We start from the raw sequence: 12,619 nt of genomic DNA on the forward strand, positions 1-12,619 counted from the left end.
GGGACTGGGAATGATATGATATTAATATTCTAACATTGGTATAAGCTTTTTTGTAATTTTAGACATCATGAGAGGGGAACAGTATGAATACTTTAAAACAACAGTGGTTTGGGAATGTGCGTGCCGATATTTTAGCAGGCATTGTTGTAGGACTGGCACTCATTCCTGAAGCATTGGCTTTTGCGTTCATTGTGGGTGTAGATCCACGTGTCGCGTTATATGCTTCGTTTACAATTGCGGTCATTATTTCGTTTGTAGGTGGCCGACCTGGTTTAATTTCAGCTGCGACAGGTGCGATGGCTTTAGTGCTTGTCAGCTTAATGGCGGATCATGGTCTACAATATGTCCTTGCAGCTACAATTTTAACAGGTATTATCCAATTAATACTCGGAGGATTCGGTGTTGCGAATTTAATGCGCTTCATCCCAAACTCCGTAATGCTTGGATTTGTGAATGCACTAGGGATTATGATTTTTATTACGCAAATGCCATATTTACTTGGGGCAAACAGTCTGACCTATATATTTGCGGTTGTTACATTAATTTTAGTGTACGCGATTCCACGATTTTTCACGGCTATTCCTGCACCTCTTATTGCGATTGTCGTTATGACTTGTATTGCGCTTATCAGTGGTGTGAAGTTACAGACAATAGGTGATCTGGGGACAATGCCAAATTCATTACCGGTTTTTTTCTTTCCAGATATTCCTCTTAACTTTGAAACGTTAAAAATTATTTTACCTTACTCTTTGGCTTTATCGATAGTCGGTTTATTGGAATCCTTACTGACATCCCAAGTATTAGATGATATGACTGATACGTCGAGTAATAAAAATAAAGAAGCACGTGGACAAGGGATCGCCAACTTTATCACTGGTTTTTTTGGTGGGATGGCAGGTTGTGCTTTGATTGGTCAATCAATCATCAATATTAAATCAGGTGGACGAGGCCGCTTATCGACATTTACAGCGGGTGTATTTCTAATGTTTTTAATTATCGTTTTAGGAGATGTAGTTATCAAAATTCCGATGCCCGTTCTTGTCGGGGTGATGATTATGATTAGTATTACAACATTTAATTGGGGTTCGTTTAAGTTTTTGAAACAAGCGCCTAAATCGGAATCACTTGTAATGCTCATTACAGTTGCGATTATTTTATATACACATAATTTAGCGATTGGTGTTGTTATTGGTGTTATATTAAGTGCGCTATTCTTTGTCGCAAAGGTTTCTCGTGTAACAGTAACGCATGATTTTGATGAATATAAGGTGAAAGGTCCTTTATTTTTTGCGTCAACTACAAAATTTATTCAGTCATTCGACAACGTTTCAGAAAATGAAATCGTCATTAATTTTGAAAATAGTCAGCTGTGGGATGAATCGGCAGTAGGTGCAATATATAAAGTGAAACAAAAGCTTGAGCAAAAAGGTGTGAAGGTACAGATTGAAGGATTAAATTCTTCAAGTGAACAATTGTATAAACGGCTAACATAGGGGAGGAAACTACATGAAGATTGCCGTAGCAATTGATGGGTCAGAAAATGCTTTACGTGCAGTAAAACATGCCATTACGCTCGTCCAATACTTACCTGACGCGCATTTAGAAGTTATTTATGTAGCGGATTTTAATAAGGCGAGAGATGAGAGGCTATTATCCCAAAGTCCAGAGAGCTTAACATTAAAACGAGAGCAAAAAGTGCTTCCTATTATAGAATTAGCAAAAGACGTCGGAGTAAGGACGAAGATTACCATGTTAAAAGGGAATCCAAGTCAAGAAATAATAAAGTATGTGAATTCAAAAGAAATTGACCAACTTGTCATCGGGAGTCGTGGCTTAAATACTATTCAAGAAATGGTACTCGGTAGCGTTAGTCACAAAGTAATGAAGCATGTGAAATGCCCGATTACAATTGTTAAATAAAGAGCTTTCATTCCCAATGCTATACGAAGTGATGACTGGTGGGAAAGTGAGTAAAGAGTGTCTGTGCAGATTTAACTGTAGTGCAGCCCAAAAGATATTATTAGACCGTTTTTAGCAATCAAAATAAGGGAATGCCATCTTTTTCTACATTCGGAAATATAGGAATTCAATGGGGGAGCTCAGTAATTAGTTACGCAACAGCAGTGATTTAGTAAATATAGAAATGAATCTTAAAAAACAGAAGGAGGGGCTTAAATTGGCACACGAAAAAAATACCTTATATTATTCTATATCTAGTAAGGGAAATTCACTAGAACTATAGCGAATCGTCCGCAGAGGGTAAAACCATTGCGAAGCAAAATCCTGATTTCCGTGAAGGTAGACCGAAGAAAATCACTAAAAAGCAAGTAGCACACGTTTACAGCTATTGAAAGTGAATTCCTATACGCAAGTAGGAGAAATTACAGGGATTTCTAGAAGCACACTAATTCGTGCCAAAAGAGAAGTAGCTAAAGGGGACAGATAATGATGGCCAAGAAATCACTTTTAGATTATCAAAGGGAGTATGATAGAATCATCCATGCAGATCAACCAAGAAAAGATATTCTACTGGCCGGTTTAATGACTGAAATGGAGAAACAATTCAAAATCCCAGTGTTGAGGAATGAGATGCGGAAACGAGAGAATATAAAGGTAATAGCGATGTATCGCAAGTTAAGTATTACAAGAACATTGTGAAGGTCGGCGAAATCTGATCTTCTTTTTTTTGCAGATTGTGAATTTAGGGGTTCCGTACTTCTAATAGTATGGTTGGTCTTTAATTTGAAGAAAAATACTTCTCAAAATCGGTGTTATGTTAACCTGCCGTGCATGCAGCCTACAAGACTTTTTAAATCCATCCGTGAAGATAGAATAAGTTAACATAGCCATATTGAACTAACGTGTGCTGTTTAGTTATAAAAAAAGCTGCCTTTACATTAAAAGAACTGAACCCCAAATGGTAGACACTTTTATAAAAGTGTCTACCATTTGGGGTTTTTTCTGTCTAAAAGCTTAGGTATACTGAAGTAAAATATCCTGACAGGAGTGTTTTCAATAAGTAAAATTCTTTTCAATGAACACCAAAGTAGATTATTAGAAACGAATCCTAATGTAAACTCAGTTTCAGATTGCGCTGTCCAATATAAACCTGAATTTAAAGTATCAGCTGTCTAAGAAAATCAGAGCGGTAAAGGTCCTTCTCAAGTATTTATTAAAAATGGATTTGACTTAGAAATGATTGGTACGAAGAAAGCTAAAGAATCACTCAGTTGTTGGAGAAAACCATGGATATGCCGGATGGCAGAAAAAATAAATAGCGTGAGAGCTTTTTGTGAAAAAGAACAGACGAACTTCTGAATATACGGGTCTCTGTTATTCTTTTTCTTGATCGGCTACCTTTTCATGAATATCTACCTCGATTGCTTGGACGTGTTCATTTTTAAGCTCTTGTTGAGGATGAGGATGGAACCACTGTATTTCCCCTTCATGGACAAAGCCTTTATATTCTTCCCCTTGAATTTGGATTGTAAATTGTAGACGTTCGTGCAATTTTCCCTCAAATGCTAGGGTAAGTTCGACGTCTTTTCCTTCGCTAGCCGTACGATGTTCGTTCATCAGCTTATAGATGCTTTTTTCTAAAGTATCGGTTTTATCGTCACCTAGCATTTGTCTCGGGTGTGGTTGAAGCCATTGAATTTCCTCATTGTGAAAATGCCCCTTAAATTCATCACCTCGAACTGTGACCGTAAATTCGTATCGTTCATAAAGCCGTTCCTCAAATACAGGTTCTAATTCGATTTTTTCTAGTTCGTTTTCGAAAGACATTATATTCCTCCTTTTAGAAATATTCCTCTTGAGTAATTCCCTGGATTAATAATTATTATTCAGCTTTTTCAATAACCGGACGTAATTAATTTGAATTGCATGCCATTCATTTTATCAATGGTAATAATACTATGTTTAAGGTTCAGTGTGAGAACCCCAAATAAGCCCATTTACGCTAGGATATTGCCTTTCATTTTCTCACGCACAGATTGATTTTTCGGACGTGTTTGCGTTTGTTCATTTGTTAAACGATAGATGATGACGGGTGCCCCGAGCTACTGATTTTCCCAATGTATGCCTCCGAAACCTCAATCATTTCACCGTACTCTAACTTACTCTTCAGCTGTGCCATGTCAGCTGATGACATTTCGTTGTACTCGCGACTTCCTACCGAACAGACTCAAAGGGCTATAAGCTATTCGCTGATACTAATTATCTCGCCTGACAAAACCAGTTTCTTTCGACATTTTTTCTAGGACGGTCGGTGATAAAAAATGTTGTAGTTCTTGTATAAAAAGTTTGATTTCTTCCGAAATGACATCTTTCGTCTAACAACATCACCCTACCTCGTAAAATTCATATGATAAGCATAGTGTTATACGTTTTGGGGATATGATTTTAACTTAGGTTGATGGGCATGCGAAGCTGCCCCAGGACCCTAGAATATAGGACTTTGGGGCAACTTCAATGTTTAAAGCTTAGGCATTAGTTTTCGGGCAAATAAAAACAGCCATGTGCTTAAGACGAACGGCATAGTGAGGGGCGGCAGACCATAGGGCAGTAAAAAGCTATCCAGACTTGCAGTGATTAGCACAGATATTACCGCTGCAAGCAAACCAGAAATAGGAACTAATTTCTTGTTGTTATGAAAAACGTCCGAAACGGCAAAAATAGTTAATATGGCATTATATCCGTATAATCCAGAATTCATTAAAGAGTGTTCGCTTCCTAAGTAATAAGCAGCCAGCAAGGAAATAATGGTTGCATATATAGCGAGCATACCGAGTCTTTTGCTAGCAAAAAAAATGCCGGCTAGAATGAGAAGACCGCTCCAAATATTATCAAGGAAATATATTTGTCCAAAACTTTTCGTAAAGCCGCTTATCAAATCAACGGGACCAGAGATATCCAAATGCCAATAAGCCAGACCTTGCGGAACGAGAGAATTAATCACTTCGAAAAACTGTAAACGATGTGAAGCAGTCAGTAAAAACCAGGTAAAAATGATGTAAGGAAAGGTAAGAGAAGGGACATCAAATGGTTTTGTTAAATGCATCATCCCTGCTGTGAATATGGCAGCTATCACGGCACTGAACAATGCGATGATCCAAAGATGATTTCCTTCTAAAAAAATCACCGTTGCTAAACCGGAGAGAGCTGAGTTGAAGCTGAATAAACCTTGAGAAATCAGTTTTTCGTCGGCCCCGCCTATTTTTGCGGTAACTGTACCGATAAACGAGGAGATGAAGGTCATGATGCTTAAGGGGACGGAATAGAGAGAAATGGCTACAAGCACAATAAGACCGGTGATGGCATTTTCAATTAATAGAACTTGCGAGATCCCTTTTAATGAAGCGGAAAACATGGTAAGCACATTGCTTGCAGTTAGATGTTTTTGCATAAAAAAGCTCCTTTAATAAATTTCCTAAAATGCAATATTAAATGCAACAATATGATGAAACCCTATTAAAACCGTAATATGACGATGGAAATACATTTTGCTTGAGAATAAATCGACGAATCAACCCATTATGATGCTCATTCGTGCCTGTTCACTAGAAGTATATGGATGAGTGAAGTAGTCTTCAATCTTCTCTCTTTTGAGTGAAAGGCTTAATTCCGCAAACTCAGACCCATTGTCGGAGGTGATGGTTTTGAAAACGGAAGAAAAAAGAGAACCATAGTGTTTTTGGATTTTTGTCATCGCTTTCGTCACTGCCTCACTCGCTTTCGCATCGATTTTCACGATGATTTCTTTACGTGTTTTTCGTTCTGTCAGTGTTAGTAACGCCTCATATTTTCTTTTACAACAGCCCATTTGATTTCACTTGAATATACATTTTTGCCCACGCAAAAACACCTCCGATTTAAATACTTTTTTGAAGTATACCCATATCGAAGGTGTTTTATATTGTTTCGTTATTTAGGTTAGTCCATTAGTCGACTTAATCATCTACGGTTTATCTGTGACCTTTCATCTTTTAAGTTGTTGCATTTGATTATACAACTAGCCCTTTAATAAATTAAATAAAGAATTAAAAGTTCATGTATAAAAATTGATGTATATGGAAATTGATGGATGAGCTAATCATATATTATTTAGCTGGAAAAAATCAAAGTAATTTATTGTGAAGAAATGGATAAATTTGTATGCATTTGTTGCCTAGAGAACAAGAAAAATTATTAATTGTTGTGGCAGCTGATTTGGCAAGGCGTCGAAAAGAACGAGGACTGAAGCTGAATCACCCGGAAGCAGTTTCCTTGATTACGCATGAAATTTTAGAAGGAGCCCGTGACGGTAAAACCGTTGCAGAGTTAATGGAATATGGTGCAACGATTTTAACGGTCGAAGATGTCATGGAAGGCGTGGCCGATATGATTCACGATGTGCAAGTAGAAGCGACGTTTCCAGATGGTGTAAAACTCGTGACTGTCCACTTGCCGGATTCAAAGATACTCGGATCTATTCCAGCGAACGCAACCAGTTTCTTTGGATGATTAAACCGATCAATCTCACCGATTTCGGAAATAATCGTTGCCGCGATCTTTTCTCCGTTGCCCGGAATTGATTGGATAATCTTATATTCTGCAATATCTTTTGCCGAAGCATCTATCTCTTTTTCCAAGCTGGATAGGTGCTTCTGGTATTCCAACAACACTTTTATATACATTTCCATGGTGAGAATATGACTCTGATAAAGGGTGTTCTGGAACGGATTACGTTTAGCTACATCAATTAATCCTTCATAATAGTATCTTAACATTAATATCCAAAGAAAAATTATATGAACACAATGTATACAAAAGGAAATAATACAAATGATGGTATATGTAGAATTAAATGACACCAATGTTGTTTTCAAAAAGGAGAAAAAAAGCTATGGATTTAAATTTAATTTGGCAAACAACCCCGTCGGACAACCTCTTGATGTCGTATAAAGCATTTATACATCCGTTGAGTTGACAGCGTGGAAACCATAATGCGGTCCTCAGTTGAAAAAAACCATAACCCGATATAATAGTTCAGTCAACGACATTCATCGACAAATTCCGCAAGCCCGATCTACTGGACGGTTGTCCAAAATGGCATATTCATGCAAATTAAATTAAAAGAAGTAATGAGAACGTTAGTTGCGTCAATTTTCTGAATCCTAAAAGGTTTGGTTTTTTTATTAATTAAAAAAAGAGGTGCTTTGAGTTGAAATTATCACCGGTTGAACAGGAAAAATTGCTGTTGCATGTTGCAGGAGAGCTTGCAATTAAGCGTAAGGAACGCGGAGTTAAGTTGAATTATCCGGAAGCTATCGCACTAATTTGCCACTACATTATGGAAGGCGCGCGTGATGGCAAGACTGTTGCGCAACTGATGAGCGAAGGGAAACAAGTGCTTACGGTTGAGGATGTAATGGAAGGCGTTGGCGATATGATCAGTGATGTGCAGATGGAGTGTACATTCCCAGACGGAACAAAACTTGTGACGGTCCACCGTCCAATTCAATAATAGGAGGCTTTAACAATGATTCCAGGAGAAATTAGAACAGCTGAAGGTATGATTGAAATAAATGCCGGACGCCCCGTGAAATTGGTACGCGTTGCGAACACCGGCGATCGTCCGATACAAGTCGGATCTCATTTCCATTTCATTGAAGTTAATAAATACCTTGAATTCGACCGTGAACACTCTGTTGGTATGCATTTGAATATCCCGTCTGGTACCGCTGTGCGTTTTGAACCGGGCGAAGAGAAGGAAGTTGAATTAGTTGAGTTCGGCGGAAAACGTCACGTGTTCGGACTGAATAATTTGACGGAAGGTTCGACGCATAATAAGGACGAAATTTTAGATAGAGCAGCAGAAGCAGGATTTAAAGGAGCCGAGGATAAATGAAAGTAACACACGAACAATATGCCAAAATGTTCGGTCCGACAGTAGGCGATAAAGTGCGTCTTGCTGATACGGATCTTTGGATTGAAATTGAAAAAGATTATACAACATACGGTGATGAAGGTGTTTTCGGTGGAGGAAAATCACTTCGCGTATCGATGGGTCAAAACGGTAAAAACGTTCGCGCTGAAGGTGTTCTCGATACAGTCATTACGAACATTATGATTATTGACCATTCAGGTATTGTAAAAGCAGATATTGGTATTAAAGATGGTCGTATCATCGGTGTCGGAAAAGCAGGAAATCCGCTTTCGATGGATGGTGTAGATCAGGATATGATCATCGGTGTAGGAACAGAAGTATATGCGGGTGAAGGATTGATCGCAACAGCGGGTGCTGTCGATACGCATATTCATTTCATTAGTCCTCAGCAAGTTGAAACCGCACTCAACGCGGGTACGACTACATTCATCGGTGGTGGAACAGGTCCAGCCGCAGGTTCGAAGGCAACGAGTTTGACGGCCGGCGAGTGGAATCTTCACCGGATGCTACAAGCGGTTGAAGACTTACCGATCAACGTTGGGTTACTTGGAAAAGGGAGCGCATCTACGACGGAACCAATTATTGAACAAGTCCGCGCAGGTGCAATTGGCATGAAAATTCATGAAGACTGGGGTGCGACTCCAGATGCTCTTGATCAGAGTCTTACAGTTGCAGATGAATACGATATTCAAGTCGCACTTCACTCTGACACGCTCAATGAAGCGGGCTTCGTTGAAAATACAATCGAGGCGATTAACGGTCGTGTTATTCATATTTTCCATACAGAGGGAGCAGGCGGAGGGCATGCGCCGGACCAACTGAAATTGGCTGCATACCCAAATATCTTGCCGGCATCGACGAATCCAACAAAACCATTTACGACAAATACAATCGATGAACATTTAGATATGCTTATGGTATGTCACCATTTGAAACACGATGTACCTGAAGATGTAGCGTTCGCAGATTCACGTATTCGTCCTGAAACAATCGCTGCAGAAGATATTATGCAAGATCTTGGTATTCTAAGTATTATGTCATCCGATTCACAGGCGATGGGGCGAGTGGGTGAAGTAACAATGCGTACGTTCCAAACAGCCAACAAAATGAAGATGCAACGCGGTCCACTTCCGCAAGACGAGGAAAAAGACAATGATAACTTCCGCGTAAAACGTTATATTTCAAAATTAAATATTAACCCGGCGATTGCACACGGAATCAGCCATGAAGTTGGTTCAATTGAAGAAGGGAAACTGGCGGATATTATTCTTTGGGACCCCGCATTTTTCGGTGTGAAGGCAGAAGTCGTTATTAAAGGCGGAATTGCTGTTTACGCAATTACTGGTGATCCAAACGCATCTATTCCAACACCACAACCGATGATGGGGCGCCGTATGTTCGGTTTCCACGGACAAGCTCCGCAACATGCAGCAATGACGTTCCTTCCGAAAATTGCAGTGGAAGAAGGCCTTCCTGAGAAACTAGGCCTTAAGAAAATGATTGGCACTGTTAAAAACTGCCGGAACATTGGTAAAGCAGACATGAAACATAATAGTGAAACGCCGGAAATTGACGTTAATCCTGAAACGTATGAAGTGAAAATTGATGGCGTACTTGCTACATGTGAACCGGTTAGCGTTCTCCCGATGGCACAACGTTACTTCTTGTTTTAATTGCTGAAAATTACCGAATGTGATCAATAGGAAAGGTCGAAATGGCTGGCCAAAAATTGCACAGCTATTTTGACCTCGTCCTGTTTGAACATGCTGAAAAGGAGAATTCTGAATGCTTATAACTAAAGTCATTGGTAACATCGGAACGGAAGAAGAGATTGCCGGTAAAAAGACAGAGTGGATTGAGCTTGACTGGGAAGAGTTGAGTAAACGCATTCTGCGCAAAGAAACAGATCAAGGTACAGATATAGCATTATCACTTGAACAACAGGAACACCATGATGACCACGAGCATCATGACCACGATGATCATCATCATCATCATCACGATCATCAGCCGTTACAATATGGTGATGTCTTATTCGAGGATAACGCACGTCGGATTGCCGTTCGCACAAAGATGGAGCCGGTTATCGTGATTAGCCCAAAAAACATGACGGAAATGGGTAAAACGGCTTTCGAACTAGGCAACCGACATACACCGGCATTAATTGAGGAAAATGAAGTCATTGTGCGTGCAGATCATACGTTGAATAAATTGCTAGATGAAGTGGGTGTCGCATATGAAACAACTGAAAGACGATTTAAACAACCATTCAAGTACCGCGGACACTCTCACTGATCTTGCCCTTTTACGGTTAATTCAAATTCATGATTCCGCGTTTCCGATTGGGTCCTTTACGCAGACGTATGGCATGGAGACGTATATTCAGGAAGATGTAATCCGGACGAAAGAGGATTTGGTCGCTTATTGTACATCGTTTCTTTTTCAAAACCTGGTGCGTGGGGATGCAATTTTGATCAAAGAAGCATATGCTGCGGCTCAGGAACAGGACATCGAGCGACTTCTCTATTTGGAGCAATTATGCGGAGCGATCAAGCTTGCGAAGGAGTCACGTGAAGCAAGTGTGAAACTTGGTAGACAGTTCATTAAAACGGTGTCCCCACTTGGGACGGATGATTTTCTTGTTGACTGGAAAGATCGCATTGATTCGAAAGAGATTAAAGGACATTACGCCATTCTCTATGGTATTTACAGTGCAACTACAGGTGTCAGTGCACATCATGCGGTCATGACGTATTTGTTTGCATCGCTTAACGGACTCGTCCAAAATGCGGTCCGTGCGGTGCCGTTCGGACAAACTACCGGTGTCCAGGCGACTTATGAATTGATTGAACGGGTGTCGGAAGCAGCGGAATTAGTTTCTACATTGACGGAAGCTGACATTAGTAATAATGCGTTAGGTATAGAACTTGCTTCTATGAAGCATGAGTATTTGTTCTCAAGATTGTTTATTTCGTGATGAATTGAAAGGAGTTTTTCTAAATGAAACCAGTACGTATCGGCATCGGTGGACCAGTTGGATCGGGCAAAACTTCGCTTGTCGATCAACTTACACGTGCGATGCATCAAGAATATAATGTAGCGGTCATTACGAATGATATTTACACACGTGAAGACGCTCAGTTTTTAATAAATAGCGGCGTGCTTGAAGAGGATCGCATTGTAGGCGTTGAAACAGGAGGTTGCCCGCATACGGCAATCCGCGAAGATGCTTCGATGAACTTTGCAGCAATCGATGAGCTGAAAAATCGCTTTGCAGACCTTGATATTATTTTCGTGGAAAGCGGTGGCGACAACTTGTCCGCTACATTTAGCCCAGAGCTTGTTGACGGCTATATTTACGTAATTGACGTTGCAGAGGGCCAAGATATTCCGAGAAAAGGCGGACCTGCTTTGACGCGTTCCGATTTATTATTGATCAATAAAACAGACCTTGCACCATACGTTGGCGTTGATCTCGATTTAATGGATAGCGACGCGAAAAAAATGCGTAACGGACGTCCGTACATTTTCACTGATGTAAGAACACAAAAAAACGTCGATCAAGTTGTCGCATGGATCAAGCACAATATGCTATTAGAAGGTGCGGGATCCGCTGGTTCAAATGCATAGCCCATCCCGTGCAATTCATCACGGAAAACTCGATTTAGAGTTCGAACCGAGAAGGGGTTACACGCGCATGCCCCACGTTTTCCAGCAGCCGCCATTGAAGGCGAGTCGAGAACTGTACGAAGGAAAAGACCCAAAAGCGACCGTCTACATAATGGAGTCATCTGGCGGGATGGTTGCCGGGGATCGGAATGACATTACAGTGAAACTTGCAACGGATAGCAGTGTAAGATTGATTCAGCAGTCCGCTTTAAAGATCTATCCTTCGTATACAGGAGATACTTGTGTGCAGAACATTAACGTCGAACTCGAAGAACGGGCGCATCTCGAATGGATGCCAGAAGTTATTATTCCATTTGTAGATGCGAAATTCCGAGGCGACACGACACTTCGAATCGCCCGCGATGCAACCATACTATGGGGTGAAGTCGTTGCCCCAGGGCGTGAAAAGCGCGGTGAGATATTTGATTATCAATCGTTCCATACAAATTTCAAAATTTTTGTCGAGGATGAATTAATTGCTTCTGACTCTCTGCATTTCTCACCAAAGGAAACAGCACTTGGTGATATCGGTGTACTGGAAACTGCCATGTATATCGGCTCGATTTGGCTCGTATCACCGAAAGCTGCAGATGTCGATGTGCGTGCAATACAAGAAACATTGCGGGTCGAAGAAGGCTTGAAAGCTGGAATGACAAGGCTTGAAGGAAATGCCATCCATTGCAGATGGCTCGCGGTCGATCAGTGGACGATGCAGGAAGAGATGAAGCGCATATATGAGCTGCTGTTGGCAGAAATAGTTTAAGAGGACACTCCGATAGAGGGGTATCCTTTTCGGGTTTTGGGGTATTGAGTGAGCGTTGTTTAGCATGTTGTAAACTTTGTTTGTAATGTTGCTTTGCGATTGCGTTGTCTAGTTTGGTTGAAACGTCGTTTACTCACGATTTTCGTCCAAGAAAGAAAAAAATACCGGTCATCGTCCTTGGAATGGGTATACTTACTATATAGTTTTACATGTAAAAGGGGATAATCGTAATTAAAAAATTTATCTAAAAGGGGAAT

The 12,619-nt window shown here is 40.4% G+C and carries 14 protein-coding genes and 3 pseudogenes; 12 read left to right on the forward strand and 5 right to left on the reverse strand.

Going from position 1 to position 12,619, the window contains the following annotated elements:
- The first annotated feature begins 83 nt into the window (after positions 1 to 83).
- The 4 genes and pseudogenes from AC25Y6_RS04340 to AC25Y6_RS04355 all read left to right on the forward strand — a co-directional run bounded on the left by AC25Y6_RS04340 (position 84) and on the right by AC25Y6_RS04355 (position 2,658).
- A complete protein-coding gene (locus AC25Y6_RS04340) occupies positions 84 to 1,493 on the forward strand; it encodes a SulP family inorganic anion transporter (protein ID WP_482105281.1) in 1,410 nt (469 codons plus the stop codon).
- 13 nt (positions 1,494 to 1,506) lie between these two features.
- Positions 1,507 to 1,920 carry a universal stress protein gene (locus AC25Y6_RS04345; protein WP_488142158.1) on the forward strand — a complete coding sequence of 138 codons (414 nt, stop codon included), beginning with the start codon at positions 1,507 to 1,509 and terminating at the stop codon, positions 1,918 to 1,920.
- Positions 1,921 to 2,243: 323 nt separating this feature from the next.
- Positions 2,244 to 2,446 (forward strand): annotated as a pseudogene (locus AC25Y6_RS04350) (recombinase family protein); the annotation flags it as partial.
- Positions 2,446 to 2,658: a hypothetical protein gene (locus tag AC25Y6_RS04355; RefSeq protein ID WP_482105279.1), complete on the forward strand. Its 213-nt coding sequence runs from the start codon at positions 2,446 to 2,448 to the stop codon at positions 2,656 to 2,658. The pseudogene AC25Y6_RS04350 and the gene AC25Y6_RS04355, both read left to right, overlap by 1 nt.
- Positions 2,659 to 3,333: 675 nt before the next feature.
- On the opposite strand, the gene AC25Y6_RS04360 is transcribed toward AC25Y6_RS04355, so the two are convergent.
- The 4 genes and pseudogenes from AC25Y6_RS04360 to AC25Y6_RS04375 form a co-directional block, all read right to left on the reverse strand.
- A complete protein-coding gene (locus AC25Y6_RS04360) occupies positions 3,334 to 3,786 on the reverse strand; it encodes a hypothetical protein (protein WP_482105278.1) in 453 nt (150 codons plus the stop codon).
- A 244-nt stretch (positions 3,787 to 4,030) separates the two neighbouring features.
- Positions 4,031 to 4,153: a hypothetical protein gene (locus AC25Y6_RS04365; RefSeq protein WP_482105277.1), complete on the reverse strand. Its 123-nt coding sequence runs from the start codon at positions 4,151 to 4,153 to the stop codon at positions 4,031 to 4,033.
- Positions 4,154 to 4,477: 324 nt separating this feature from the next.
- Positions 4,478 to 5,407: an urea transporter gene (locus AC25Y6_RS04370; RefSeq protein ID WP_488142159.1), complete on the reverse strand. Its 930-nt coding sequence runs from the start codon at positions 5,405 to 5,407 to the stop codon at positions 4,478 to 4,480.
- 100 nt (positions 5,408 to 5,507) lie between these two features.
- Positions 5,508 to 5,812 (reverse strand): annotated as a pseudogene (locus AC25Y6_RS04375) (IS30 family transposase); the annotation flags it as partial.
- A 344-nt stretch (positions 5,813 to 6,156) separates the two neighbouring features.
- On the opposite strand from AC25Y6_RS04375, the gene AC25Y6_RS04380 reads away from it, so the two are divergent.
- Positions 6,157 to 6,504 carry an urease subunit gamma gene (locus AC25Y6_RS04380; RefSeq protein ID WP_482105275.1) on the forward strand — a complete coding sequence of 116 codons (348 nt, stop codon included), beginning with the start codon at positions 6,157 to 6,159 and terminating at the stop codon, positions 6,502 to 6,504.
- On the opposite strand, the pseudogene AC25Y6_RS04385 reads toward AC25Y6_RS04380, so the two are convergent.
- Positions 6,432 to 6,734 (reverse strand): annotated as a pseudogene (locus tag AC25Y6_RS04385) (transposase); the annotation flags it as partial. The gene AC25Y6_RS04380 and the pseudogene AC25Y6_RS04385 sit on opposite strands and share 73 nt — an antisense overlap.
- A 470-nt stretch (positions 6,735 to 7,204) precedes the next feature.
- Here AC25Y6_RS04385 and ureA point away from each other — a divergent pair.
- The 7 genes from ureA to AC25Y6_RS04420 all read left to right on the forward strand — a co-directional run bounded on the left by ureA (position 7,205) and on the right by AC25Y6_RS04420 (position 12,362).
- Positions 7,205 to 7,507 carry an urease subunit gamma gene (gene ureA, locus AC25Y6_RS04390; protein ID WP_482105274.1) on the forward strand — a complete coding sequence of 101 codons (303 nt, stop codon included), beginning with the start codon at positions 7,205 to 7,207 and terminating at the stop codon, positions 7,505 to 7,507.
- A 15-nt stretch (positions 7,508 to 7,522) separates the two neighbouring features.
- Complete coding sequence (locus tag AC25Y6_RS04395) at positions 7,523 to 7,891, forward strand: urease subunit beta (protein ID WP_482105273.1); 369 nt, start codon at positions 7,523 to 7,525, stop codon at positions 7,889 to 7,891.
- Positions 7,888 to 9,603 (forward strand): urease subunit alpha, encoded by a 1,716-nt coding sequence (ureC, locus tag AC25Y6_RS04400; protein ID WP_488142160.1) that lies wholly within the window; start codon positions 7,888 to 7,890, stop codon positions 9,601 to 9,603. The genes AC25Y6_RS04395 and ureC overlap by 4 nt, the downstream gene beginning before the upstream one ends.
- Positions 9,604 to 9,715: 112 nt before the next feature.
- Positions 9,716 to 10,225, forward strand: coding sequence for an urease accessory protein UreE (locus tag AC25Y6_RS04405; RefSeq protein ID WP_488142161.1), 510 nt, complete (start codon positions 9,716 to 9,718; stop codon positions 10,223 to 10,225).
- Positions 10,167 to 10,907 carry an urease accessory protein UreF gene (locus AC25Y6_RS04410; RefSeq protein WP_488142162.1) on the forward strand — a complete coding sequence of 247 codons (741 nt, stop codon included), beginning with the start codon at positions 10,167 to 10,169 and terminating at the stop codon, positions 10,905 to 10,907. Before AC25Y6_RS04405 ends, AC25Y6_RS04410 begins: the two co-directional genes overlap by 59 nt.
- 23 nt (positions 10,908 to 10,930) lie before the next feature.
- Entirely contained in the window at positions 10,931 to 11,560 is a 630-nt protein-coding gene (gene ureG / locus AC25Y6_RS04415; RefSeq protein ID WP_482105269.1) for an urease accessory protein UreG, read from the forward strand.
- Positions 11,553 to 12,362 (forward strand): urease accessory protein UreD, encoded by an 810-nt coding sequence (locus AC25Y6_RS04420; RefSeq protein ID WP_488142163.1) that lies wholly within the window; start codon positions 11,553 to 11,555, stop codon positions 12,360 to 12,362. Before ureG ends, AC25Y6_RS04420 begins: the two co-directional genes overlap by 8 nt.
- Positions 12,363 to 12,619: the final 257 nt, after the last annotated feature.

The sequence above is a fragment of the Sporosarcina sp. Y1004 genome (genome assembly GCF_057669665.1).

Excerpts from the sequence above, each read along its gene's own strand:
- ureG (WP_482105269.1), top strand. The coding sequence starts at position 10,931 with ATGAAACCAGTACGTATCGGCATCGGTGGACCAGTTGGATCGGGCAAA.
- AC25Y6_RS04345 (WP_488142158.1), top strand. The coding sequence starts at position 1,507 with ATGAAGATTGCCGTAGCAATTGATGGGTCAGAAAATGCTTTACGTGCA.
- AC25Y6_RS04380 (WP_482105275.1), top strand. The coding sequence starts at position 6,157 with ATGCATTTGTTGCCTAGAGAACAAGAAAAATTATTAATTGTTGTGGCA.
- AC25Y6_RS04395 (WP_482105273.1), top strand. The coding sequence starts at position 7,523 with ATGATTCCAGGAGAAATTAGAACAGCTGAAGGTATGATTGAAATAAAT.
- AC25Y6_RS04355 (WP_482105279.1), top strand. The coding sequence starts at position 2,446 with ATGATGGCCAAGAAATCACTTTTAGATTATCAAAGGGAGTATGATAGA.
- AC25Y6_RS04365 (WP_482105277.1), bottom strand. The coding sequence starts at position 4,153 with ATGTCATCAGCTGACATGGCACAGCTGAAGAGTAAGTTAGAGTACGGT.
- AC25Y6_RS04340 (WP_482105281.1), top strand. The coding sequence starts at position 84 with ATGAATACTTTAAAACAACAGTGGTTTGGGAATGTGCGTGCCGATATT.
- AC25Y6_RS04360 (WP_482105278.1), bottom strand. The coding sequence starts at position 3,786 with ATGTCTTTCGAAAACGAACTAGAAAAAATCGAATTAGAACCTGTATTT.
- AC25Y6_RS04410 (WP_488142162.1), top strand. The coding sequence starts at position 10,167 with ATGAAACAACTGAAAGACGATTTAAACAACCATTCAAGTACCGCGGAC.
- AC25Y6_RS04405 (WP_488142161.1), top strand. The coding sequence starts at position 9,716 with ATGCTTATAACTAAAGTCATTGGTAACATCGGAACGGAAGAAGAGATT.
- AC25Y6_RS04370 (WP_488142159.1), bottom strand. The coding sequence starts at position 5,407 with ATGCAAAAACATCTAACTGCAAGCAATGTGCTTACCATGTTTTCCGCT.
- AC25Y6_RS04420 (WP_488142163.1), top strand. The coding sequence starts at position 11,553 with ATGCATAGCCCATCCCGTGCAATTCATCACGGAAAACTCGATTTAGAG.
- ureC (WP_488142160.1), top strand. The coding sequence starts at position 7,888 with ATGAAAGTAACACACGAACAATATGCCAAAATGTTCGGTCCGACAGTA.